Source organism: Gluconobacter sp. R75690 (assembly GCF_015244525.1).
GTDB lineage: Bacteria > Pseudomonadota > Alphaproteobacteria > Acetobacterales > Acetobacteraceae > Gluconobacter > Gluconobacter potus.
The window spans coordinates 12816-35690 of record NZ_JABCQB010000011.1 but is presented as its reverse complement, the minus strand read 5'-3'; the positions used below and the strand labels follow the sequence as shown (position 1 = coordinate 35690).

The following is a 22875-nucleotide window of genomic DNA, read 5'->3' as shown; positions in this document are numbered from 1 at the left end:
GGATTCCGGCAGCTTCCTCATGTGGCCCGAGATAATGCAGAATGCCGCGTCTCCGCTTAAGCCTGCTTTCCGGCCTCTTCACGGAATCAGCAGGAGCTTGCCGGTCGTCTTGCGGCTCTCCATGTCGGCATGAGCGCGGGCAGCGTCGGCCAGCGGGTAGGTGCCGCCGATATGGACCTTCATCTTGCCTTCGATGATCCAATTGAAGATCTGCGCCGAATGGGCGCGTAGCAGGTCCGGCGTATGAATATGGTCCACGAAGACCGCATAACCGATCTTGATGCTTTTCGGGATGCTGGTGATCTCGATTGGGCCGGGGCCACCAAGCACCGGGCCGAACCAGCACAGCGTGCCGGAGCGGCGAAGAGCATTGAGCGATGCCCGCCACGTCACAGGACCCGTGCCGTCATAGGCGACATGCACGCCGTCGCCGTCAGCCACGCGGATGACTTCTTCGGCAAAATCGCCGCCGGCATCCACGATGACATGATCGGCACCGGCCCCACGCGCGATCTCGACCTTCTCCTGCGAAGATACCCGGCCGATGACCTTGCCGCCCCGGATCTTGATGATCTGCGTCAGTAGCAGGCCGAGCCCACCGGCCGCCGCGTGGACTAGGGCAAATTCGCCCTGCTGGACCGGGTAGAAATCCGTCGCGAAATGGCTGGCCGTCAGGCCCTGCATCATGACGGACGCAGCTGTCTGGTCGTCAATCGCGTCGGGAACGGGCACGAGTGCCCCTGCCGGAATGACGGCGCGACTGGCATAACTGCCGGGGGAATAAACCCAGGCCACGCGCTCGCCCGGTCGGAAATTCTCGACATCTTGGCCGACGGACAGGACGCGGCCCGCGCCCTCGACGCCGAGGATCTTCGGATCGGCTTCAATCCAGAACATACCGCGCCGGACGCCGGTATCCATGAAGTTGACGCCGGCCGCGGCCACATCGACCAGAACCTCGCCGGGACCCGGCACCGGGTCGGGTCTCTCGATCAGTTCAAGAACCTTGGGGCCGCCCGGTTCGCGCATTACGATAGCGTGCATGTCAGTCTTCCTTGGAATGGTTAGTCGAAGGGGGTATGCGTCAGGTCACGACTGCGGCGCCGCAAGCGGCTTCGTGGCGTTCAGGGCCTCGCGGGCGGACTGCCCGTCGCTGTAATCATGCCAAAGCACGATGCGGCCATTGCGGACCTCATAGGTCGCCATGTTCGGGATGGCGGCGGATTCACGACCGGGCAGGGCCAGGTGATGGATCTGTTCGGCCAGCACGATCGCGCCGTTGACGGCCTGATGGATCGTCTCGAAGCGGACCTGCGCGAATGTTGTGAAGACCCGCTTCCAGACCTGCACGACGTTTTCTTTCCCGCGCACTTCGGGATCGCCGTGGTTGGAAAATACAATGGCGTCGTCAAGGAATGTCCCGAGCAGGTCCGCATCTCTCTGCTCAAAAGATGCGACGAACTGCCGGACTGTTTCTCCTGCATCTGACATCTGGACAGTCCTTTGCTGGGGATGGTGCCGGTCGGCCGGGATCAGGCGGAGTAACCGCCGTCGATCGTCAGCAGGGAGCCCGTGATGAAGCTGGATTCAGGGCTGGCTAGGTAGGCCACGAAGCTCGCGACTTCCGTATCCGACCCCAGGCGGCCGAGCGCCATGCGGGGACGCAGCATGGCGCGCACCGCGTCGTTCCTGATATTGTCGGTTTCGGTCGGGCCGGGCTCGATCGCGTTGATGGTAATTCCGCGCGGGCCGAGATCGCGGGCAATGGCGCGCGTCATGGAGCTGACGGCCCCCTTGGTCATCGCATAGGCGAAGGAGCCGGGGAACGCGGTGTAATGCGCGACCACGCTGCTGTTGTTGATGATCCTGCCGCCTTCCTTCATGTGCGGGGTGGCTGCCTGAATCGCGACAAACGCGCCGCGCACATTGACGGCGAACATCCTGTCGAAAGTATCGAGTGCGAATTCGTCCACCGGGCCGCCGAGCACGATGCCAGCATTGTTCACGAGAATATCGAGGCCGCCCAGTTCCACGACCGTGCGGGAGACGGCAGCCCTGACTTCGTCGGCATTGGTGTTGTCCGCCTTAATGGCGAGGGCCTTGCCCCCGGCCGCGGCAACTTCGGATGCAACCTTGTCGGCTTCGTCGGTCGAGGCGGCATAGGTGAACGCCACGACTGCACCATCTGCCGCGAGACGACGGACGATCGCGGCGCCGATGCCGCGCGATCCGCCGGTAACAAAAGCCACTTTTCCGGTCAGTGAAAGGCTCATTGTTAGAAACTCCTGGTCGTCCATTCGAGGATTCTGGAACGAATAGTCAAATAAAGAACAAAAAAAGGGCTTTCCTAAGCGAGGCAGCGCAAGGCCATCCGTGCTGTCGCACGCAATTCGTCGTGTGTTGCCCCCCCGCGTGCCATGACTTTCAATCCGATGAACGTCGCGTTGATGAACCGTGCGGCGTTCTTCGGGTCGATCTCCGGCGGGATTTCGCCGAGATCCTTGCCGCGCTGGATCGTTGCGGCAAAAATGTTCTGCATGCTTGCGGCAGATGATTTGCCGATTGCCGTTACTTCACGATCGCGTCGGCCAAATTCGCATACTGAGCCCACGCCAAGACACATGCTGTCATCCTGAATGCGGGCCGCGAATCCCAACAAGGCGGCTTCGATTGCGGTCAGAGGAGAGCCGGTCGCCTGAAGCGTTACCGCGATTTGTCCCACACTTTCGAAGCAGTAATGTTGCAAAGCCTCAAGATATAGTGCGCGCTTGTCCCCGAAAGTGTCGTACATGCTCTGGCGACCGATCCCCATGCTTTTCACGAGGGCCTCGGTCGAAGTCCCTTCGTAACCGTAGGTCGCGAAGGTCTTCGTCGCTGCAGCTAAGGCCGCTCCCCGGTCAAATGCTTTCGGTCTTGCCATGGAATGACATATCGCAATTATGGAACGAAGTGTCAAGAACGGTGTAAGTCTTCATATTTTTCATGTGGCTGTATCATGCCGGTTATCACACGCATCCTGTGGATGCAGTTCTCGGACTGACATGCAAACGCCTTCACTATCATGTGAAGATGCGCATGACGCAGCGGTCAGGTACTCCAGCGTGATGTGCGGATGATTGAGCAGAAGTTTCCTTTGTGAAAATGAGGCTCCTTATCAGCGATCACATCCGCCTTTACGTTACCGAAGGTCGTGTCCGGCTTATGGCGGATACCGTCGTAGAATGCCTGGATGATATCTTCCTTGAAATGCGGTGTCCTTGGAAAGGCGGCAACGATTGCCTCGCGGACCGTGTCGGGATACTGGTCGTACGTAAGGCCGAGAACGTCCATTTCGACGCCGGCCGTGGTGAGCGCGATCACGGGATGCATGAATTCCGGCACGCCAGGGGTCGTGTGGAGGGCGATGCCCGTCCAGACCTTTTCGATGTCAGATGGGTCGACGTCGTGACTCTTGAGGAAGTCCCGTGCGGCATTGGCGCCGTCAACTTCGAAACGAAGATTCTCGCTGCTGTGCGATGGCATCAATCCGATATCGTGAAACATCGCTGCAGCGTAGAGAAGTTCGGGATTGAAGGTCAGTTCGCGCTGCTGCCCGGCAAGCGCGCCGAAAAAATAGACGCGGCTCGAATGATTAAAGAGCAGATCGCTTTCGGTATCACGAATAAACTCCGTGATCGCGCGGCCAAGAGAGGAGTCCGGCACGACGATGCCATTGATGTTCGTCCCAGAACGAAGCGTATCTATCATGACGTAAACTTCCTTTTGTTGCCAGTTCCGACGATCCTGACGCCGGTGTCGCGACCATCCGGCGACCTCCTGCCTCATGAAGCCTGTCGTTTCATGCGGATTTTATTCTCTGTCACGGGTGGCAGAAATGACATATAGACCTCGTATTCTGCCATGAGGTGACAGGTGATGCCGGCTCCCTCCGATGCCCTTGCCATCTGGTTCGTCGTGTTTCCCGGGTTCGAACTCCTCGACGTAAGTGGTCCGCTATGCGCGTTTAATCTGGCGCGCGACTTTCATCGGACGGGCTATGACATTCGGATCGTCTCCGTATCCGGTGGGCTCGTGACCAGCTCGTCGGGAGTGACAATCGACACCATCCAGCCACCTGTGCCCAGGCGCTTCGATACGCTTGTGGTCGTGGGGGCTCCCGATACGGAGATGCTCTCCCAGCAGAATGATCTGATTGCACTTGTGCGCATGCTGGCGCCTCATGCGCGGCGCAGCGCCAGCGTCTGCACCGGAACGTTCGTTCTGGCGGCAGCAGGGCTGCTTGACGGACATCGCGTAACGACACATTGGCGACATACGGCTGATCTCCAGCGCCGCTATCCCTCGCTCAAGGTCGAGGCCGACCGGATTTTCATTCACGACGGTATAGTTTGGACCTCGGCGGGCATTACCGCCGGCATCGATCTTGCGCTGGCCATGATCGAAAAGGATTTCGGGATCGAAAATTCTAAGGCGGTCGCCAGGGAACTTGTGGTTTATCATCGCCGCAGTGGTGGCCAGTCTCAGTTTTCGACTCTTCTCGACCTGGAGCCGCGCCCAGGGCGCATTCGCGATGCTATTGCCTATATTCATACGCACTTGCGGGAGCCATTGTCGGTTGAGCGGCTGGCAGATGTCGCGAGGATCAGTCCACGCCAGTTCGCCCGACAGTTCGTCATGGAGGCGGGGGAGACACCGGCTCGTGCTGTTGAGCGCCTGAGGTGTGACGCCGCTCTCCCGCGTATCGAAAATACAAGCGAGCCTTTCGAGCAGATTGCCCTGCATGTTGGCTTCCGCGATCTCGAACGCATGCGTCGTGCATGCCTGCGCGTCTACGGACAGCCACCACAGGCTCTACGTCGGCGGAATCGTAACAGAGCGTAGTTGCGCCGACTAATTCGCTTCATGTGCTGAGCCTCGTGATGTTCCGCGGCTTTTTGAAATCAGCCTGTATGAGTAAGCTCTTGACCACGCGCACGCTGACGCGCCTGGGGCAAAAAACGAGAATATGGTTGGAGAGTATTTCTCCTGAGCTTTCGGCACATGAGAGAGGGTTCCCGGCAACCTCGAAACAGGCGATCCTGACGCGCAAACAGAAATCTTACTGCCATGGGGCCACCCGGCATCGTCAGGACACGGGGCGAGGCGGCAGACGTCTTTCTGCCGCGCTCTTGTGAGGAAGCAGACTATTTTGCGTCTTATTGCTTTTGCTTTGTTCCTCCTTGCAGTGATCTCTAATTAGTTATTGCTGAACTGCACATGGGCAAGTTGTTCGGAAATATCCCACAAGCGCGCGGCGGCCTGCCGGTCGAGCGCAGCGGGAGGTATTTTAGCCGTGGTGGGATACCCACGCGTCTCACTCAGTCTGTCAGGGCCATAATAGCCGCCGCCCTTTGCCTCCGATGATGTCGCGGCGAACAGGGTCGGCAATGCGCCCTGTGTGGCTGGCTGGAAAAGAAACCATAATATCCGCCGCGCGAGGCCAAACACGCTCGAAGCGCCAGCTCCGTTCGGAAGCAGATCGGTACGCGAGATACCGGGATGGGCGGCGATGCTGGTGATCCCCCAGTTTTCCGCTTCGCTGCGACGCTGAAGTTCCAGCGCGAACATCAGGCAGGCCAGCTTGGACTGACTGTAGACTGGCATCGGCTTGTAATTATGTGTCGCCTGAAGATCATCGAACGCGATCCGACCGTCACGTGCCGCGATGCTGGAGAGTGTGACAACGCGCGGATCATGACCCTTGCGAAGCAGGGGTAGCAAATGCGCGGTCAGTGAGAAGTGCCCGAGATAGTTGGTTCCGAACTGCAGTTCGAAACCATCCGAGGTCACTTTGCGTGTGGGGGGCGTCATCACCCCTGCGTTGTTGATCAACACGTCGAGATGGTCGCGCTGGCTGCCCAGGCGCTCAGCAAACGCGGTAATCGACGCAAGGTCAGCCAGATCCAGAACTTCGAAGCTGATGTCTGCTTCGGGGGTGTCCCTTTTGATGCGGACAACGGCTTCCGCGCCTTTGCCTGGGTTTCGTCCGGCGAGAATGACCGTTGCTCCGGCGCGCGCGAGCGCCAGTGCGTCCTCAAACCCGAGGCCGCCTGTTCCGGTCACGACGAACGCACGGCCGCGAATGTCTGGAATGTTCGATGTCGTCCATTTGCTCATATCTGGCTCCTGTACAAGCAAGAAATTCTCTTTTGGGAGTAGTGCCTGATAGTTCGACGGCGCTCGCCATTGATTCCGGTTGATACCCGATACTTAGCTGGGCAGGTTGAGGGACCGAATGCCCGAACTCCCAAATTTCTTGCCCGATCCTGCAATGGTCTGGTTCAGGCGAGGCGCAGCGTGTAAACGGAGACTGTTGGAATTTTGGCCGGAGCAAGGAATGTCTTCATCTCTCGCCAGAGCTGTAACCCGCTATCTGGACGCGCAGGGTTGTGTCACGAGCGGGCTTTTCGCGACGTCGTTCGACGGTCTGAATATCATCAGGCTAAGCGAAAAGACGCCGCCGAATGGCATGGTCTACAAGCCGTCGCTCTGTATCACCCTCCAGGGCGCGAAAGCAGTAGAGTTTGGTGACGCCATTTTCGAGTATGGGGCCATGGCCTTCCTGCTGGTCAGCATCGAAATACCCGCTCTTGGTCGTGTGACGGAGGCGAGCCCTGAATGTCCCTATATCGGCATCACCCTGGATCTGGACGCAGGGATCCTGCGTGAGGTTATGACGGAACTTGCTCAGCCCCCTTTACCGTCGAACGATCAGGGTATCGGGGTATTCGTCGCCGATCTGTCGGAGGATCTGTCCGACTGCATGCGGCGGCTCATACGACTGCTGGATAATCCGGCGGCGCCCCCGATCCTCTGGCCGGCGATCATGCGGGAAATCTGCTTCTGGCTTCTGACAGGACCTCATGCAGGCGAAGTCTGTAAACTCGTCCTGCCCGACAGTCACATGCAACGGGTTGCGGAAGCCATTCACCTGCTGCGCGCCAACTTTGCGAAACCGGTGAGGATCGAGCATCTTGCCGCTGTCGCACGCATGAGCCTCTCGTCCTTCCATCAGCATTTCAAAATGCTGACCTCCATGACGCCGCTCCAGTATCAAAAGCAGTTGCGCCTGCTTGAGGCACGCCGCCTGATGGTGTCGGAAGACGTCAACGTCTCGCACGCGGCGTTTGAGGTTGGTTATGAAAGCCCGTCGCAGTTCAGTCGGGACTATGTTCGCAGGTTCGGGATAGCGCCCAAACGCGATGTGATGGAACTTCGGTCTTTTGTCATTTGACCATGCGGAACCGTGTCCGGGGTTCTGTTAATCTGTCTGTGTCAGATTTCCTGTTTTCGGAAATTGCGATCCACCGGCCAACGCAGTCTGTCCATCGAATAGGATGAGCAGACAGGCAGAAGACGCCTCATACCGGACGCCAGAGCAGGGCGTGACCTCGTCGCAAAGCGGACGCGACAACGTACTTTAAAGAGAGTCGATCTTCGTGGGTCTAAGCATGACTTACGACCAATAAATTAACCCTCTTGTGTCATGTAAACGAGGGAAAACCGCTTATGTACACAAGTTAATAAATATCAGTCAAATACCTATCCAGCCTCTAACTTCTTTTACGCTCATGGCGGAAATTTTTTCAACAAACTCTTCAGAAATGGAAGCAAACCCCAACGATTCTTCATCTTCCCGGGTTTCTGAAAATCCATTTTGTTTCAAAAAACCCACTACAGAATTCTTTTTTGTTGATAAGTCTCTTCCCCAAATAGACTGCAGGAGGCGCTGATCTGAGCGAGAGTTTTCTTTTCGAATTATAGAAATAATATACTCGTTGACATCTAATTTGTTCAATAAAAAGCCATCTATTTCATGGACGAATCTACTAGATGCGTTTATTATAGAAAGTGTCTCTTTGAATGTCGGCACATAGTTTTTGCTGTCTATCCCATCAATAATCCTATCTACATTCAAATTACAAAACCTTTCCGTAATTTCTTCTCTTCTTTCTACTAATATTTTCATATCCTCTTCTGAAATTTTTACTTCTTCTGAAAAGTGAGCTGCCCGATTTCTCCAGCGAACTAGTACCCGGACCATAGCTGACAAATAATTATTGGACAATTCACATAAATCGACCAGTAAATTTATTTTATTGAGAATTTTCTCTGAGTTATTGTCAATACCATTTTCAGTTGGCGCATTTTGTATAAGGCACGGAGAAGCCCTGATCGATTTTATGTAAAAATCTATACAATCGATTGCTTTTACTAGGGACATGTCGAGAACTAGACGTCGAGACCGCCGCGCCGAAATTCTATAATCAACTGGATTCCACGTCGTTCTAAGCTCTTCGGGAGCACTATCTACTTGATACCGCTCAATCGCGTCCAGCCCCACCATACAGGTGATAATTAGATGATTTACCGGGCCTAGAAATTTTTGATATTTTTGCCTTGACGGACTTTTGTTTAAAAAAAGCTGCATTTTTGGCGCATTGAACCCGGATCGAACGGGTACCCTCGGGGATAAGGAAGTTACTAACGAACTTTATCAGACCCGATGCTCTGCCGTTAAGCTACCAATGCGAGAATGACATAATACGATATCACATTATATGTCAAATTGATCAACATAATTGACGTGCTGCATGAGGGGTTGGTCGAAAATTAGTGAAGCGATTCCAAAAAGCTATAGCGCTTGGGAGCTGGCGCCGAAAAACCGTGAACCGCCACGGGAATGGCAGAGATGACTACTATCGAGTGCTTTCTCTTCGAAGCGGACGGTCTCATTCCCCCCCAAGGCGGTCGTCAAGTTTTGACGCTGGATAGCCGCCATTCGGTAATTTCTACTCTCCAGTCAGCTTATGGCCATGACGCTGCAGTTGTGGGCAGTCGCCTCTCATCATCAACGACGGTGACGCGGGAGGGCAGACTGTCTGACCATGCCCAGAAGACGAGGTTTCTGTCATTTTGTGTTGCTCCGGGAGCAAAGCTCGGGACGATGATGCCCGCCGCTTCGTCGGCCATGAGTGCCTTTGCCAGTTCCCATGAAGGCGGCGCCTTGCCTTGGTCAGCAAGGTCTTCCCAAGGACAGGCCAAGGTAGCGAGAGAGAAGCTCAGATCGTTAGGACTGGATTGATCGGTCAGATCGACGACGGGTTCACTATCGACGTCATAGGCACAGATGGTCAAAGGCTGCGGCTTGAATGGAAAACCCTGCTGGGCTTCGAGCCAGGCAGTCTCCATCCGCAGTGATGTGTAAAGGGCAGGTATGCCGACCGGGTTGAACCGACCACCATGAAGCGCCGCACCGTCGCCTGATAATGGGGCGAAAGACCAGCGGGGATTATGAGCCCGGAATACTCGTCCGGTAAACCTCACGCGTAACCGCCGGTCGCAATCCGATCCAGGTAGCGCCGGACGGCATCGGCGCGCCCCTCCCGGACGAGCGCTTCGGCAGTCTGATCACCGAAGGAGGGCAGGGGTTGTGACCGGTACCAGGCAAAAGCCTGCTGGGCTGAGCCCGCCCATGGCCGGACGCGATTGAGGATTTCGACCATGTCGCGCAGCCTTGTCTGGGTAGCGGGGCGGCCGAGACGGGCGCTTTTGGAGACGGCGTCACGTGACAGACCCAGCGTAGCGGCGAGTTCGCCCCTCGTGATATGCAGTATATTGCTCAGCCGTTCCGCCGTGATCAGCCCTGATGGATCGAAGGCGTCGGAGAGGAATGTAATCTCAGACATGCCGTATTGCCTCATAGGTTGCCCGTATTATGGGATCATATATGAGGCGGCCTGCCTGTGACAAGGATTCCGATTGGATGTCCGCACGCACTTTGGCATGGTTACCCTGTCATGCGGCGAGGCGGGGTATCTCGCGGTCCACCAATCGCAAGTATCGTTGGTTGTCTTCCCCCGCAACCACTGAATAAGTCCTTGATCGGACACAATAAACCCGCCCCTCAAAGGCGGGTTTTTTTGTTGCCAAGCACCAGACGCCTATCAAATCCCCCATCATTTCAATGCCTTGGCACCCGCAGGTTCAAAGCGGGGGTGACCTACACCCGTAACCATCTGCTCCAGATACGGGCGTAGATGGGCGGGATTCGGCGTACTGAGGCGTAAGCAGGCGCAGGAGAAAAGAGTAGGGGAGAGGGCCGCAGTCGGGGTCACGCGTACACTCCCGAGATGATGGCCATGACGGGATGACGGCAATGGGGGGAGCAGAAGGTCGGCTATCTGACAGTAATAGCAAGACAGCGGACGTCCCCGAAGTCCTGACCTATAGACGGATGCACAGGGGCGATATGATCTCGACATTCATGGTCCAAACGGTTTTTTCCGCGGACTGTCTGGAAGACTTGATGAACAGGGCAGAAACATGTCCATCAGCAGCGCCACAGACCGCAGCCGTCAACTCTGCGTCCTGATGGTGGAGGCGCCTGGCATGGCTCTGTCCGTGGAGGATGGCTATCGCCACCATGTAACGCATTATCCGGCCGCGTCATCGCCCGTGCGCATCGAAATCAGTACGGTGGCAACGTCCGGCTGGTATGACCTGGCCGTCCGTGCCGCAGACAGGACTGTTCTGGAATGGAAGATTGCCGGGCATATCGAGAATGGCCGCCCCAGCATTACCGACCCTGCCATTGGTCGTCATAACGTCTGAAAAAAGGCGCATCCAGAATTCTGGATGCCCCTGCCGTCAGGTTGGGTTCGCTGTTTGAAACGCCCTTTCCGTTGATAGTCGGAAAAGGGGGCTTCTCTTAGAAGTCTGCGGACACCGTCGCCATCGCGGTAAACGCTGATCCTACGACATAGGTCGGTGTGGACGCGTTGACCGTATTGCCAAAAATCCCCTTCTGCTTCACGGCCGTCAGACCGAAGCCGCTGATGGATGACAGGTAATTGACGCCACCCATATTGACGAGGTTGAGCATGACCTTGGGGTGAATCCGGGTGTGGAACGACGGCAGTGTCCGCCCGATATTGATATCCGCAGTCACATATCCCGGAATTTTCTGATCGTTCATAAGCGTGGAATACTGTTGCCCCTGATACCGGAAGTTGAAGTTTCCGAAATAGACGCTGTCATCATAGGTCAGGCCAATCGCCCCGCTCCATTTTGGCGCTCCAGGATCCTGCTTGCCTTTTGTCGGCAGAGATTTCGAGACGACATCGTCTGGTGAAAATGCTCAGAGCGTTCTAATTGTATGATGATGCTTTGGATCACGCGACATGACAGGAGGTGGTTGGCCTTTTGGCCCCTGGTCCTGCTTGCTGTTATGATTCGTCTGAGCATCGGCAGTCTTCCGTTGCCGCAGGTCGCACTCGACGACCCGTTCGCGCAACTCAGCCAGCTCTCTACTCTCTGCGACAGTCAGGACAGTGGCCAGAATGGCCCCGCCCATCACCATTCCGCAGACATGGATGATGGCGTTCTCCTTCTGGACGATCTGCTGGCGACTTTCGTACTGGCCTGTGCCCTCGTCGTTTTCGTCGCACGGTTTGTAACCTGTCTGTCCGTTTTCTGGTGCTTCCCACCAGTTCGGGGGCCGCCACTCAGGCAGTTGTGCAGCCTTTTCGCCCAAGGTCCTCCCCATCTGATCTGACGCTGATTCTGTGCCTTCTTCGCTGCTGCGACGGAAGGTTTTTTGCGTTTTTTCAGGTCTGACATCATGAAACAGCCGTTTTGTTCCACCCGCTCTCTGGAGGCGGTTGCACTTGCCTGCGCCCTCGCCTGGATCTTCCCTGCCATTGCGCAACAGCCACACAAGCGCGTCAGGCGTATCCTGACACCCCAGACCCGTTCACGCCCTGTCGTTCATCCGGAACATATCGTTGTTACCGGCATGTCGCGCGCCTCGGCGACACTCCATCCTGCCGGACAGACAACCTACAGCGCCGAACGATCCGATTTCGCCAGCCGGAGCGCGCAGTCGGTCGCCGATATGATGGCAACCGTTCCTGGTGTCACATTTCTCCAGGGAAATGGCCCGCGAGACACTGTTGTTTCGGTCCGTGGCTCCGGCGCACGACAATCCTACGGCCTGAAGAATATCCAGGTTACGGAAGACGGGTTTCCCATGACACAACCGGACGGCACCGCACGCGCCGACCTGATTGATCCGCATGCATATGAAGGCGTGGACGTCTTTCAGGGGCCTGCCTCAACGCTCTACGGCAACTATGCAATCAATGGCGCGATCAATTTCAGGACGCGCAATGGAGCGAATATTCACGGCCTTGAACTGGGCTCGGATTTCGGAAGTTTCGGAACGTTCAATAACTACATGACAATTGGCGCGGGCAACAAATCCTACGATTTCATGCTGTTCGGCAGTGATGTGCGTGGCAACGGGTTCATCCCAAACAGCCGCTACAATACTTCAACTGAAAATATGCGTCTGCGCATCAGTCTGACGCCGTCGGACCGACTGATCCTGAAATTCGTCAACAATGTCACGGACACGTCCCTGCCGCTGCGGCTTTCACTCGATCAGTTCCGGACCAACCCCTACCAGAACGGCTGTGCCAATGCCGCGTCGGCGGCGGCCGGCTGCGCCTCGGTCAATCTTCTCACCAATGGTGCCTATGGGGCGTATCAGACGACAAGTCCACAACAGGCGGGCCTGGGCCGTTTCGACCGACGCACGATTACCGGCCTGCGCTGGGAGCAAGATTTCGACCCGCGGACAACCTGGCGCACGCAGTTCACCTACGACCAGCGTCACATCGATCAGCCGACCTCGACCACTGCGTTCGTAGGCCCATTCAATTCCTATAACATCCAGACCGATCTGACGAACCACGGACATGTGGGCAGAACACCCCTGACCAGTTTCGTGGGGGCCAGCTTCGATTACATGGATTACGGCTATCAGGTTTACAATCTCACACCTCAGGGCGGTGCCACGCGTGGGGCGCTGAATTCCACGTCCTACGGACATCAGTGGAATATCGGCCTTCGCTTTCAGGAAGACTGGCAGTTTGCACCGCGCTGGCACGCTGTGGTGGGGCTTGGCGGTACACAGTCTGACGTCGGCGCCGTCGAGACGCTCTACACCCATGCGGCATCTTCGACGACCCAGCGCGACATCACCGTCAATCGACGCTTCTTCCAGCTCGCACCGGAGGCTTCCCTGGTCTACGCACCGTCACAGACTCTGACCCTCCACACCCGGGTCGGCACGGCCTATGCGACGCCCGGATATTCGAGCTTCTTCGTGACGCCACAGGGTACCTACGGCAACAATACACAGCTCAAAAGCGAGACGAGCCTTGGTTTCGATCTTGGTGCCGAGTGGCACCCCTCGCCGAGCCTCAATATCCAGGCGACGGGATTCTATGAATTCTACAGAAACGAGCTCGTCAGCCAGTCGGCAGGGGTTAATACTCCCGCCGGAAGCTATACGTTCAACGCGCCGGCCTCTCAGCATCGTGGCGTCGAACTCGGCGCGACATGGCAGCCATGGCGCGTCGCACTGCCGGGTGCGCGTCTGAAGCTGTCCTATACCTATGACAACCAGATCTACACGAAATATACAGAGGTTCTGTCCAACAGCACTCTGGCACGCAGTTTTTCGCGCAAGGGCAACCTGATCCCCGGCGTCATGCCGCATTTCCTCGATGCGCGTGTTCTCTATGATCAGCCGGACGGATTGTTTCAGGGTCTGGGAGCATTTGCGGAAGTCACCTGGCGAAGCGCCTTCTACATCGATAACGCCAATATTCTCAAAGCGCCGTCCTATGCTTTGCTGAACCTCGAAATTCACTATGATCCGCCCTCTCGCCTGGGATGGATCCATCGCCTCCATAGCTATTTCGAAGTGCAGAACGTGGCCAACCTGACCTATGCTGCCGGCGCAACAGACATCAGCGATACGCTGCTGGCCAACGGGCAGCAGGCCGGGCGCGACGTCCTCGCAGCCAAGACCGGATCGATCTATGCTGGAACGCCACGCGCGTTTTTTGGCGGTGTACGGATCAGGTTCTGAAGGGCGTTACGATCATGACTGTCTCCAGATCTTCTCTCTGGCCCGATTATCGCACCGTCTGGCGCTGGCATTTTTTCGCCGGGTTATTCTGCCTGCCCTTCGTGGCCTTTCTCTGCCTGACGGGCACGCTCTACCTGTTCAAACCGCAGATCGAGCGCTGGATCGACTGGCGCTACGATCATCTCCCCATGGCTGGTCTGATCTCCACACCGGCGCAGGAGGTGGATGCGGCACTGCTTGCCGTGCCTGGAAGCCATTTCCTGGCCTATGAACTTCCAAGTGCCAAGCATAGCGCAGCACGGGTCATTGTAGATCGCAGCGGTGTGGCCATTCGGGTTTATGTCGATCCGAGCTCACGCGCAGTTCTCAAGCAGGTCGCTGAAGAGGACCGGTTCGAGCGCATCATCCTGAAACTGCATGGTCAGTTGCTATTGGGGAATATCGGCTCGGCAATCATGGAAATGGTCGCGTCCTGGACGATCGTTCTTGTCTTCACCGGACTCATCCTCTCGTGGCCACGTGGAAAGTGCCGGGTAGCAGGCGTTCTCTATCCGCGCCTGACCGCAGGAGGCCGGATGCGATGGCGCGATCTGCATGCCGTAAGCGGCGTGTGGGTATCGTTGTTCCTGACGCTGTTTCTACTCTCCGGCTTACCCTGGTCGTTCGTCTGGGGGCACGCGCTGTCCCGTGTCGAAACCCGGTTCAGTCGCCTCACCACAATTCAGGACTGGGAAATCGGCGCGGTGCCGGCTCGCGCCGTCATTGCGGGACAGGCTCCCACACAGCCGGGGATGAATGCGATGCCCGGCATGGACATGACACCGACGACTGCCTCGCAGAGCATCGTGCCAGACGGGCTGAATAATGTCGTGGCGACTGCAATGCGGTTGGGGTATCCGGCCCCCGTTCTGATCACCGCGCCTTCCGGGAACGAAACAGCATGGCGTGTGCGTTCGGATACGCAGAACCGGCCCGAACGCATCTCTGCCCTGGTGGATACTGCTGGCACGATACGTTCTGTCCGTCATTTCGCAGACAACGGGATCGTTGACCGCATGATTGCCTATGGTGTGGCAGCCCATGAAGGACAGCTTTTCGGCGTTGCCAATCAAGTGCTGAATCTTCTCGTAGCGTGCGGTCTCCTGACCATGAGTGTGGCCGCGATCGTCATCTGGCTCTGCCGCAAGCCGCCTGGCCGTCTGGGCGCCCCGGCAGCACTACCGGATGGGCGTATCGGCGTCGGGGCTGTCATGGCCCTGATCCTGTTGGGGCTGCTCCTGCCCGAACTTGGCGGATCGCTACTTGTGCTATGCCTCGTGACAATGATCGCACGACGCGTCGGCCGTGCGTAGCGATCAACTGGCCGGCAGGAGGCGACGAAGCCGGTCGGCGATTTCCTGCGGGCTGCTATCCACCGGCAGAACGGAAACAAGCCGGTTATCACCGTCCATCAGATAGAGAACGGAACTGTGGTCCATCAGGTAGTCGTCACTCATATGATCCGCGATTGTAGCGCGCCGCCGCGCCATGACGTGAAATTCCTCAATGACCGTATGAATCTGCGTCACACTTCCTGTCAGGCCGACGATATCAGGTGAAAAATGCCTGACATAATCGCCCACGACATCCGGAGTATCGCGGGAAGGATCTACGCTGATGAAAATCGGAACGACACGATGTGCCTTCGGCCCCAGCATGTCGAGCGCCTGGGAGACCGTCGCAAGCGTCAGAGGACAAACGTCGATGCAGTGGGTATAACCGAAATAAATCAGGGTATATCGCCCATGAAAAGCGCTTTGGGTAACATCACGACCCTGCGTATCCATCAGGGCATAAGGACCACCGATGACCTGTGAAGAGCGGGCGGCAAGAAAGCTGCGCAGCCCGATCGCCCCACTGAGCAGCAGGCCAATGACGAGAACTGGCGCAACCGCCTTTATCACTCTCTCGGCTGGCATGGGTGTTTGTCGGGACGGTGTTCTGCGGTTATGAGGCCGAGTTGGCACATTGTCCTCCGGTAAGCCAACGCAGCCTACCCTATCATGGCAGCCCCGTGCCATCGTTTATGGTGCACGAGGGGCGCGCTGGGTTGAAAAGCACGACCTGGTTGCCGGCTGGCCGTATGACTTTGATAAAAGAATACATGACGGTTATGGCAGATATGAATCGTCTTATTCCTTACAGTTGAGGTGGTCCCTGCGCACAGGCGGCAGTGTTCTTTGAGCGTGTGCTGGTCAGGAAAGCGGTAAGACTTTTTCAGAATTATTATGTGGTGCCAGTCCGAACTGCTGTTCCAACATTGCGCAATAGCACTTCTGGCGACTGATATGTGTTTCCGGAAGGGCAAGTCGACTTGCCAGAAGGCGATGCATGTAGGCGACTTCGTCGATGTGATTACGCCGGCTGAGCGTATGGGTGACTGAGTCTCCATGTCTCCGGTGCACATTGAGGGGTTGAGCCAGATAGATGACCTCGACGTTTTTCTGCGTGAGCAGTTCAAGATAAATGCGCCAGTCGCCTGCAACGCGCAGGGTTTTCAGGTCTGTCTGGCAGGCATTGATCGCTGTCAGTAAATGTTTTTTTCGAAAGAGCGCACTGCTGACATTGAGGACAAGATTGCGTTCCGACAGGCAGCCCCGGAGAAAATTCTCTCCTGTAAAGTGACTGTCACTTTCCATAAGTAATCCTGCGCTCTCAGAGTAATAGGTGCGATAGGATGGAAAAATTGGAGCGCCGTCTTCGTCGACGGCCCGGCTGTCCGTAAATGCCATGACGACAGCGGGCTTGTTCTTGATACCGTCCAGAATACGCTCAAGAAATTCCGGTTCGCAGAAATCGTCCGCCTCGGCAATCCAGACCCAGTCCCCATGTGCGATCCTGACGGCTTTGTGCCACTGCCTGAAGACCGAGCCCGAGGTGATGGTATTCTCGATGCAGATGATCTCACGATCCCAGTCTTTTGCCGTCTGTCGGGCAATTTCGAGGCTGTTGTCGTCTGAGGCGTCGTCGAGCACGATGATCTCAAAGACCGGTACCGTCTGCGCAAAAATCGAAGAAAGGCGGCGGCCCATATAGCGTGCGTAATTGTGTGAGGGGATGACGACGGAAATTTTCGGGATCACGGGCAGGGCGAGGCTCAGAAGTTCCTGGGCATAATGCCCGAAGCTAAAGCGTTGGGCAGCAGCGTGAGCGGTTTTCTGTCGTTCGCGGTTCGAGCGTTCTGTGGACCATGCCGCCAGTTTGTTTGCCGCGTTCGCCATCGCGGGCACATCCGCAAAGGGAACAATACTGTTGCGATGGTCTGTTTCAAAATCGATCTGTTGCAGGAGATCCGGAATTCCGCCGGTTTCCTCGAACGCAACACAGGGTAGCCCGGCCGCCAAAGCTTCCAGGACGACTGAGGGATACGGATCTTCGCGTGAAGTGAGAGCAAAGACGTCTGCCGCAGCCAGCCATGCCGGCACATTTTCGACCCTGCCAGGCATGTGGAATGTTCCACTGGAGAGGGCACTGTTCAGTTCGACATCCAGGTTGTTCTTCAGGGACGGATCAATATCGCCCAGCCAGACACAGTGGACTGCGCCCGGCATTTTGCGCCAGAGCTGAAGGAAAAGGTCAAAGCCTTTACGCAGGTCTGCATAGCCGGCACCGATGATGATCCGGTCAGTTGCCCCAAGACCCATTTCCCTGCGGATTATCTGTCGGGCCTGCACCGAAAAGGGTACTTCAGTGTAGAGACCCTGCGGCAGGACCTTCAGGTTGTTCAGGGCTTCCAGCTCAAGTCTTTTCGCTACACTTTGCGCCGGTGCAATGACATGGCGTGCCAGCGTACAGGCCTTTTTCATGGGGACGTGCAGGTTACGACTGCGCAGGAGCGCGGGAAGCTCATGAATGAGGAACAGAAAGCCGATATCCGCTTCCGCAAGGTGGGGTGCCAGGGCTGAACTGGCCGCACTGTTGAGGATTGCAGACTGAAATCCCTGCCTGCGGAGATGTTCCAGACGCGCCGTGGTGGTTTTTGAGGCCACCGTAACGATCTCTGTGGGCGCCACTTTACGATATTCGTCGAGGAGGGCGCCTCCGTCGAGGAGGAGGAACTGGATTTCAGCGCCAAAGCAGTGCTTCAGCGTGCGGCCGGTTTCGAGCAGCAGTCGCTGTGCGCCTGCCGGAAACGCGTCATGTCCAATCAGAAGGAGTCCGGATCGCGAGCGGTTTTTCCCGGCGCCGGTACAGGCGCGTGCCGTTGCGTTGAGATAGGCGCTTCCGAAATGCTGGTCCGGTTCCAGATAGGCGCCCTCGGCCCATTCATTCCAGGCGTTGATGCAGACAACCGGGTCTCCGAAGAATGTGCGGGACTGGGCCTGTTCGATCAGGCCGCTGAGCCAGCGTTCATAGAGTTCCGGCGTTGACCCATGCAGAACAAGGCCTTTGCCCTGCCGTCGCGCGTCATTATCCCATGAAGGCGCTGCGGTCCTGATCAGGGGGAACGGTGTTCTGGGCTGGGCGAGAGCTTTATCCACCACTTCGCCGTAGTCATAGACCTGACCGCTGAAGTCATTATCGAACAGCGTGATTTCGTCATTGATCAGGTTGCAGTTCGAGACAACCTTGTGGGGCGGAAACTCGATGGCGCCGTCCAGACCGAAGAGATCGGGGTTTTCGTCACCGAAGGCCTGTCCCATGACAAAAAGCGGATCCAGCCCATGGCGGGTGCGGAACAGCGTACGCCACCTGACGAAGGCGGCTGGAGCATCGGGGATGGTCCCGGGCCGATAGACCATGAGCACGGGTCGGCCATCAAAATGGATGTAGCGTGGATCACGCAGATACCGGGCAAAGCAGTCCACGAGGGCTTCGTCGTCCTCGGAACGGTAATCCTGCGCGATCAGCAGATCATCGTCTGATCCATCCCAGCGGCGGCTCCAGTTCTCGTTGGCCCACATGAGGCAGAATGGAAGATCGATCTGCGGGTTCGACAGCAGGATTTCCAGAGGCTGGTCAAGCAGGCGTTTGCGGTTGAACCAGTAGAAATAGAAAATGAAGCCTTCGATCCCCGCGGCCTGGGCCATCGCAGCCTGTCGCTCGAGGATTTCGGGTGTGTTCAGTGTGTAATGCCCCAGATCCCGTGGAATACGGGGCTGGTAATGGTCCGAAAAACGCGGAATACCCCGGGGCAGGTTGGTCCATTCCGTGAAACCTTCGCCCCACCAGGCGTCATTTTCAGGAATGGTATGAAACTGCGGCAGGTAATAGGCCAGAATACGGGCGCGGCGGATAGCGCTTCGGGGTAACGGGCGTGCTTTTTCAAAAAGCGGCCCTGGCTTGCTCCGACGCTTGATTTCACCAAAAACCGATATCTCGGTTTCGGGGCTGCACGGATGGATATCCGGCCGGTTACGGTTTTCCAGATAATGCAGCAGCGGATTGCTGTCCGGAGAATGCCGAAGGTATTTCCGCCTGTAATAAAGGGGATCAAACCCGTCGAAAGGTTTGCGGGCCTCGCGAAACCCCTGAACCATGTAGTGCTCAAGCGCATCGAGGCCAGCCTTGGCGACATCGGGATAGGCGCGCAGATAGAAGTCCGGATCGAACTCCGGGATCGGGCGCAGCGGCGTGTTGTGGCGGTTCTTCAGGTAATGGGCGAGGGCCAGCATCCGTTCCGGGACGTGGTAGGTCCGCGCGTACCACACTGGATCGAACCACGCGATCGGACGGCGCCCCTCGCGTTCCCCGTGCAGGATATAATGCAGCAACGGATCACCGATGACGTCGCGGTTCTGGCTGAGATACCAGTGCGGGTCAAAGAAGGGGTTGGGTTTACGGCCCTCCCGCCATCCATGCTGATGGTAATGCCGAAGAACGGCGGTTCCGAGCGTGTGCAGGTCCGGGTTGGATTTCAGATAATAAAATGCGTCAAAAATGCCGGAATGCCCGAGAATCTGCAGGGGAGATGCGTCAGCCGGAAACGGCGATATCCGTGAATCTTCAACAGAGGAATGTGAGAACGGATGCGGCATATATAACTTTTTTACGTTTTTTTAACTTTATTCAAGGTGTTAATTCATCGTCAATCCAAAAGGGGATTTGATCGTATCGGCAGGCAGTGCCATACCGTGGCGCCCGGGAGGCATGAGGCCTCAGTGTGGCATCAGGGGTGTATCTGGGATGGACATCAGCGCGTCACCGAGTATCGCGGATGGGCCGGTCTACACACATCAGACCGTGCGGCTGGACAGCGGTCTCGATCTGGAATGTGGCGTGCATCTGGCGCCGCTGGAGGTCGCCTACTGCACCTACGGCACGCTCTCACCAGCACGGGATAATGCGATCCTGGTCTGTCATGCCCTGACGGGGGACCAGTACCTGGCGGAACGCAATCCCCTGACCGGCAAACCTGGCTGGTGGAGCCGGATGGTGGGACCGGGGCTTCCGATCGATACGGATCGTTATTTCGTCGTGTGCTCCAATGTCCTTGGCGGCTGCATGGGCACGACGGGACCGCGATCGATCTGTGCTGAGACGGGAAAGGCGTGGGACAGTGAGTTTCCGCCAATCACGATGCATGACATCGTGGCCGCGCAGGCGAAGCTGATCGATTATCTGGGCATAGATCGTCTGTTTGCGGTCATTGGCGGTTCGATGGGCGGCATGCAGGCGCTGACCTGGGCCGCGGACTTTCCGGACCGCGTGTTCGCCGCCATGCCGATCGCAACGTCGCCCTTCCATTCGGCCCAGAACATCGCATTCAATGAAGTCAGCCGGCAGGCCATCTTTGCCGATCCGGACTGGCATGACGGCCATTACAGGGATTTCGGCGCCATTCCTGCCCGCGGACTGGGGGTGGCGCGCATGATGGCGCATATCACCTATCTGTCCGAGGAAGCTCTCAGCCGCAAATTCGGACGGCGGGTCCGGCATGACGCGGCAACAGCGGTGCCCGCGTCCAGCAGCCCGTCGCTGTTCGGGGAAATGTTCGAAGTCGAGAGCTATCTGCGCCACCAGGGCTCATCGTTCGTGCGGCGCTTTGATGCCAATTCGTATCTGACCATCACCCGGGCGATGGATTATTTCGATCTGGCCGCAGAACATGACGGCGATCTGGCCAACCCGTTCCGGAAATCGCAGACCCGTTTCTGTGTCGTGTCGTTCAGCTCGGACTGGCTGTTCCCCACATCCCAGTCCCGCCTTCTGGTGCGGGCACTCAACCGGGCAGGGGCGAACGTCTCTTTCGTGGAAATCGAGAGCGACCGCGGGCATGATGCCTTTCTGCTGGAGGAGCCGGATTTCGACCGGACTATCCGGGGTTTCATCGCGGGTGCAGCCGAACATGCGGCCCTTAAGGCGGGAGAACGCTGATGCGCGTGGACCAGCGGCTCATTGCCGAAATGATTGCACCCCGTGCCCGTGTTCTCGATGTCGGAAGCGGGGATGGCACCCTGATCGATTATCTGTATCGCACGCGGTCCTGCGATGCGCGGGGGATTGAGATCGACATGCAGAACGTGACGCAGTCCGTCGCGCACGGCCTGCCGGTCATGCATGGAGACGCCGATCACGATCTGGCGGACTATCCCGATGACACGTTCGATTACGTCGTGCTGCAAAGAACGCTTCAGGCCGTCGAACGCCCGCGCGAGGTTCTGAGGCAGATGCTCAGGATCGGGCGCCATGCCATTGTATCCTTTCCCAATTTCGGTCACTGGCGGCTGAGGCTTCAGCTTCTGACGACCGGGCGGATGCCGATGACGCCCGTGTGGAATACACCCTGGTATTCCACACCCAATATTCATCCCTGCACGATCCGGGACTTTCTCCTGCTCTGCGAGGAAGAGGGTTATGTCATTCAGCAATGGCTGGCGATTGATGAAGATGGCGCCCGGGCCCCGTGGCGTCGTTCCATCCGGCTGGCCAACCTGTTCGGTGAACAGGCCATGTTCCTGCTCAAGCGTGCGGGACACTGACAGCGCTATTTTGACGGGCCCGTTTTCATATTTCGCAACCTTCGCTCTGCGGTACGGTTAAACCTTGAAGCCGGAGTCTGCTTTTCGCAGGGTCCGGGTTGATAACCGTCAGAGTGGAGTTGCCGATTCATGAGCGAAATTCTTCAAGCCATCGCATCCCGGCGCGCGACCAAGCATTTTGATCCGGAATATCAGATCCCTGAGGCCGAACTGACGGCCATCCTCGAAGCCGCCCGTCATGCCCCCACTGCATTCAATATCCAGAATTATCGCTTTCTGGTCGTACGGGACCGAGAGCAGCGCCGTCGTATCCGTGCCGCAGCCTGGGACCAGCCGCAGGTCGAGGATTGTGCTGCGTTGATTGTCATGTGTGCTGACATCAAGGCCTGGGAGAAAGATCCGGCCCGCTACTGGAAAGATGCGCCCGAGTCCGTGCGCGAGGGCTATGTCGGCATGATCCGCTCCTATTACGAAGGACGTGAGCAGGTGCAGCGGGACGAGGGGCTCCGGTCCTGTGGTCTTGCGGCTTATGCCCTTATGATGGCGGCAGCGGCGCATGGTCTTCAGACCTGCCCCATGGATGGTTTCGACTTCGATCAGGTTGGGGAGATCATCAATCTTCCAGCGGATCATGAAATTGTGATGTTCGTCGCGCTTGGACGTGAGGCATCATCGCCTCGACCCCGTGGCGGGTTTTTGCCTCTTGATGCAGTGGTTCAGTACGACTGCTTCTCTTGATTGCAAAATTTCAAGAAATACCAATGGCTTTTTTCAGCTAAGGGTCCCTGTCTCCTTGCAATGGGACAAGTGTTGTCCTACATCCCACGGGCACTTCAGGGCCAGTCTGCTGAAGTGTGATGATGACTTCATAACCCGCCGGTTCTGTTCTGTCCGGGCCTGTTTCAGGCCCGGTTTTACAGGTGAAGCAGGGTG

21 protein-coding genes and 1 tRNA gene are annotated in these 22875 nt (G+C 57.1%); 9 read left to right on the top strand and 13 right to left on the bottom strand.

What is annotated here, in order from left to right; translation table 11 throughout:
- Positions 1 to 78: 78 nt before the first annotated feature.
- The 5 genes from HKD27_RS12535 to HKD27_RS12515 form a co-directional block, all read right to left on the bottom strand.
- Positions 79 to 1044 carry a quinone oxidoreductase gene (locus HKD27_RS12535; RefSeq protein ID WP_173571235.1) on the bottom strand — a complete coding sequence of 322 codons (966 nt, stop codon included), beginning with the start codon at positions 1042 to 1044 and terminating at the stop codon, positions 79 to 81.
- A gap of 45 nt (positions 1045 to 1089) precedes the next feature.
- Positions 1090 to 1491, bottom strand: coding sequence for a nuclear transport factor 2 family protein (locus HKD27_RS12530; RefSeq protein ID WP_173571236.1), 402 nt, complete (start codon positions 1489 to 1491; stop codon positions 1090 to 1092).
- A 41-nt stretch (positions 1492 to 1532) separates the two neighbouring features.
- Positions 1533 to 2273 carry an SDR family NAD(P)-dependent oxidoreductase gene (locus HKD27_RS12525; protein WP_194689756.1) on the bottom strand — a complete coding sequence of 247 codons (741 nt, stop codon included), beginning with the start codon at positions 2271 to 2273 and terminating at the stop codon, positions 1533 to 1535.
- Between the two features lie 74 nt (positions 2274 to 2347).
- Positions 2348 to 2920: a TetR/AcrR family transcriptional regulator gene (locus HKD27_RS12520; protein WP_173571237.1), complete on the bottom strand. Its 573-nt coding sequence runs from the start codon at positions 2918 to 2920 to the stop codon at positions 2348 to 2350.
- A gap of 167 nt (positions 2921 to 3087) precedes the next feature.
- A complete protein-coding gene (locus HKD27_RS12515; protein WP_194689755.1) occupies positions 3088 to 3747 on the bottom strand; it encodes an HD domain-containing protein in 660 nt (219 codons plus the stop codon).
- Between the two features lie 168 nt (positions 3748 to 3915).
- On the opposite strand from HKD27_RS12515, the gene HKD27_RS12510 reads away from it, so the two are divergent.
- Positions 3916 to 4881 (top strand): GlxA family transcriptional regulator, encoded by a 966-nt coding sequence (locus HKD27_RS12510; protein ID WP_194689754.1) that lies wholly within the window; start codon positions 3916 to 3918, stop codon positions 4879 to 4881.
- 354 nt (positions 4882 to 5235) lie between these two features.
- Here the strand turns inward: HKD27_RS12510 and HKD27_RS12505 are convergent, their stop codons facing one another.
- Positions 5236 to 6156 (bottom strand): SDR family oxidoreductase, encoded by a 921-nt coding sequence (locus HKD27_RS12505; protein WP_194689753.1) that lies wholly within the window; start codon positions 6154 to 6156, stop codon positions 5236 to 5238.
- Between the two features lie 220 nt (positions 6157 to 6376).
- Between HKD27_RS12505 and HKD27_RS12500 the strand changes: the two genes are divergently transcribed.
- Entirely contained in the window at positions 6377 to 7273 is an 897-nt protein-coding gene (locus HKD27_RS12500) for an AraC family transcriptional regulator (RefSeq protein ID WP_194689752.1), read from the top strand.
- A gap of 300 nt (positions 7274 to 7573) precedes the next feature.
- Here the strand turns inward: HKD27_RS12500 and HKD27_RS12495 are convergent, their stop codons facing one another.
- The 4 genes from HKD27_RS12495 to HKD27_RS12480 form a co-directional block, all read right to left on the bottom strand.
- Positions 7574 to 8470, bottom strand: a complete 897-nt coding sequence (locus HKD27_RS12495) for a hypothetical protein (protein WP_194689751.1) — start codon at positions 8468 to 8470, stop codon at positions 7574 to 7576.
- Positions 8471 to 8473: 3 nt separating this feature from the next.
- Positions 8474 to 8571, bottom strand: a tRNA-OTHER gene (locus HKD27_RS12490).
- A gap of 276 nt (positions 8572 to 8847) precedes the next feature.
- A complete protein-coding gene (locus HKD27_RS12485; protein WP_194689750.1) occupies positions 8848 to 9366 on the bottom strand; it encodes an RES domain-containing protein in 519 nt (172 codons plus the stop codon).
- Entirely contained in the window at positions 9363 to 9728 is a 366-nt protein-coding gene (locus tag HKD27_RS12480) for an antitoxin Xre/MbcA/ParS toxin-binding domain-containing protein (protein WP_194689749.1), read from the bottom strand. Before HKD27_RS12480 ends, HKD27_RS12485 begins: the two co-directional genes overlap by 4 nt.
- Before the next feature lie 637 nt (positions 9729 to 10365).
- Between HKD27_RS12480 and HKD27_RS12475 the strand changes: the two genes are divergently transcribed.
- Complete coding sequence (locus HKD27_RS12475) at positions 10366 to 10653, top strand: hypothetical protein (RefSeq protein ID WP_194689748.1); 288 nt, start codon at positions 10366 to 10368, stop codon at positions 10651 to 10653.
- 97 nt (positions 10654 to 10750) lie between these two features.
- On the opposite strand, the gene HKD27_RS12470 is transcribed toward HKD27_RS12475, so the two are convergent.
- Positions 10751 to 11017: a hypothetical protein gene (locus tag HKD27_RS12470; protein WP_370544273.1), complete on the bottom strand. Its 267-nt coding sequence runs from the start codon at positions 11015 to 11017 to the stop codon at positions 10751 to 10753.
- 219 nt (positions 11018 to 11236) lie between these two features.
- On the opposite strand from HKD27_RS12470, the gene HKD27_RS12465 reads away from it, so the two are divergent.
- The 3 genes from HKD27_RS12465 to HKD27_RS12455 all read left to right on the top strand — a co-directional run bounded on the left by HKD27_RS12465 (position 11237) and on the right by HKD27_RS12455 (position 15333).
- Positions 11237 to 11596: a hypothetical protein gene (locus tag HKD27_RS12465; protein ID WP_228518511.1), complete on the top strand. Its 360-nt coding sequence runs from the start codon at positions 11237 to 11239 to the stop codon at positions 11594 to 11596.
- Positions 11597 to 11662: 66 nt separating this feature from the next.
- Complete coding sequence (locus HKD27_RS12460; RefSeq protein ID WP_194689747.1) at positions 11663 to 13981, top strand: TonB-dependent receptor domain-containing protein; 2319 nt, start codon at positions 11663 to 11665, stop codon at positions 13979 to 13981.
- Positions 13982 to 13995: 14 nt separating this feature from the next.
- Entirely contained in the window at positions 13996 to 15333 is a 1338-nt protein-coding gene (locus HKD27_RS12455; RefSeq protein ID WP_194689746.1) for a PepSY domain-containing protein, read from the top strand.
- Between the two features lie 3 nt (positions 15334 to 15336).
- Here the strand turns inward: HKD27_RS12455 and HKD27_RS12450 are convergent, their stop codons facing one another.
- Together HKD27_RS12450 and HKD27_RS12445 are read right to left on the bottom strand one after the other, a co-directional pair.
- On the bottom strand, positions 15337 to 15939 hold the full coding sequence (locus HKD27_RS12450; protein WP_194689745.1) for an SCO family protein: 603 nt from the start codon (positions 15937 to 15939) through the stop codon (positions 15337 to 15339).
- A 276-nt stretch (positions 15940 to 16215) separates the two neighbouring features.
- Positions 16216 to 19998 (bottom strand): glycoside hydrolase family 99-like domain-containing protein, encoded by a 3783-nt coding sequence (locus HKD27_RS12445; protein WP_194689744.1) that lies wholly within the window; start codon positions 19996 to 19998, stop codon positions 16216 to 16218.
- 148 nt (positions 19999 to 20146) lie between these two features.
- Here HKD27_RS12445 and HKD27_RS12440 point away from each other — a divergent pair, with 148 nt between their 5' ends.
- The 3 genes from HKD27_RS12440 to HKD27_RS12430 all read left to right on the top strand — a co-directional run bounded on the left by HKD27_RS12440 (position 20147) and on the right by HKD27_RS12430 (position 22680).
- Positions 20147 to 21337 (top strand): homoserine O-acetyltransferase, encoded by a 1191-nt coding sequence (locus HKD27_RS12440; protein ID WP_194689743.1) that lies wholly within the window; start codon positions 20147 to 20149, stop codon positions 21335 to 21337.
- Entirely contained in the window at positions 21337 to 21942 is a 606-nt protein-coding gene (gene metW, locus HKD27_RS12435) for a methionine biosynthesis protein MetW (RefSeq protein WP_024716992.1), read from the top strand. The genes HKD27_RS12440 and metW overlap by 1 nt, the downstream gene beginning before the upstream one ends.
- A gap of 129 nt (positions 21943 to 22071) precedes the next feature.
- Positions 22072 to 22680, top strand: a complete 609-nt coding sequence (locus tag HKD27_RS12430; protein ID WP_194689742.1) for a nitroreductase family protein — start codon at positions 22072 to 22074, stop codon at positions 22678 to 22680.
- The last annotated feature ends 195 nt before the right edge of the window (positions 22681 to 22875 follow it).

What these genes read in the sequence shown, in the direction of transcription:
- HKD27_RS12535 (WP_173571235.1), bottom strand. Translation starts at nt 1,044, where the DNA reads ATGCACGCTATCGTAATGCGCGAACCGGGCGGCCCCAAGGTTCTTGAA.
- HKD27_RS12530 (WP_173571236.1), bottom strand. Translation starts at nt 1,491, where the DNA reads ATGTCAGATGCAGGAGAAACAGTCCGGCAGTTCGTCGCATCTTTTGAG.
- HKD27_RS12525 (WP_194689756.1), bottom strand. Translation starts at nt 2,273, where the DNA reads ATGAGCCTTTCACTGACCGGAAAAGTGGCTTTTGTTACCGGCGGATCG.
- HKD27_RS12520 (WP_173571237.1), bottom strand. Translation starts at nt 2,920, where the DNA reads ATGGCAAGACCGAAAGCATTTGACCGGGGAGCGGCCTTAGCTGCAGCG.
- HKD27_RS12515 (WP_194689755.1), bottom strand. Translation starts at nt 3,747, where the DNA reads ATGATAGATACGCTTCGTTCTGGGACGAACATCAATGGCATCGTCGTG.
- HKD27_RS12510 (WP_194689754.1), top strand. Translation starts at nt 3,916, where the DNA reads ATGCCGGCTCCCTCCGATGCCCTTGCCATCTGGTTCGTCGTGTTTCCC.
- HKD27_RS12505 (WP_194689753.1), bottom strand. Translation starts at nt 6,156, where the DNA reads ATGAGCAAATGGACGACATCGAACATTCCAGACATTCGCGGCCGTGCG.
- HKD27_RS12500 (WP_194689752.1), top strand. Translation starts at nt 6,377, where the DNA reads ATGTCTTCATCTCTCGCCAGAGCTGTAACCCGCTATCTGGACGCGCAG.
- HKD27_RS12495 (WP_194689751.1), bottom strand. Translation starts at nt 8,470, where the DNA reads ATGCAGCTTTTTTTAAACAAAAGTCCGTCAAGGCAAAAATATCAAAAA.
- HKD27_RS12480 (WP_194689749.1), bottom strand. Translation starts at nt 9,728, where the DNA reads ATGTCTGAGATTACATTCCTCTCCGACGCCTTCGATCCATCAGGGCTG.
- HKD27_RS12475 (WP_194689748.1), top strand. Translation starts at nt 10,366, where the DNA reads ATGTCCATCAGCAGCGCCACAGACCGCAGCCGTCAACTCTGCGTCCTG.
- HKD27_RS12470 (WP_370544273.1), bottom strand. Translation starts at nt 11,017, where the DNA reads ATGAACGATCAGAAAATTCCGGGATATGTGACTGCGGATATCAATATC.
- HKD27_RS12460 (WP_194689747.1), top strand. Translation starts at nt 11,663, where the DNA reads ATGAAACAGCCGTTTTGTTCCACCCGCTCTCTGGAGGCGGTTGCACTT.
- HKD27_RS12455 (WP_194689746.1), top strand. Translation starts at nt 13,996, where the DNA reads ATGACTGTCTCCAGATCTTCTCTCTGGCCCGATTATCGCACCGTCTGG.
- HKD27_RS12450 (WP_194689745.1), bottom strand. Translation starts at nt 15,939, where the DNA reads ATGCCAGCCGAGAGAGTGATAAAGGCGGTTGCGCCAGTTCTCGTCATT.
- HKD27_RS12445 (WP_194689744.1), bottom strand. Translation starts at nt 19,998, where the DNA reads ATGCCGCATCCGTTCTCACATTCCTCTGTTGAAGATTCACGGATATCG.
- HKD27_RS12440 (WP_194689743.1), top strand. Translation starts at nt 20,147, where the DNA reads ATGGACATCAGCGCGTCACCGAGTATCGCGGATGGGCCGGTCTACACA.
- metW (WP_024716992.1), top strand. Translation starts at nt 21,337, where the DNA reads ATGCGCGTGGACCAGCGGCTCATTGCCGAAATGATTGCACCCCGTGCC.
- HKD27_RS12430 (WP_194689742.1), top strand. Translation starts at nt 22,072, where the DNA reads ATGAGCGAAATTCTTCAAGCCATCGCATCCCGGCGCGCGACCAAGCAT.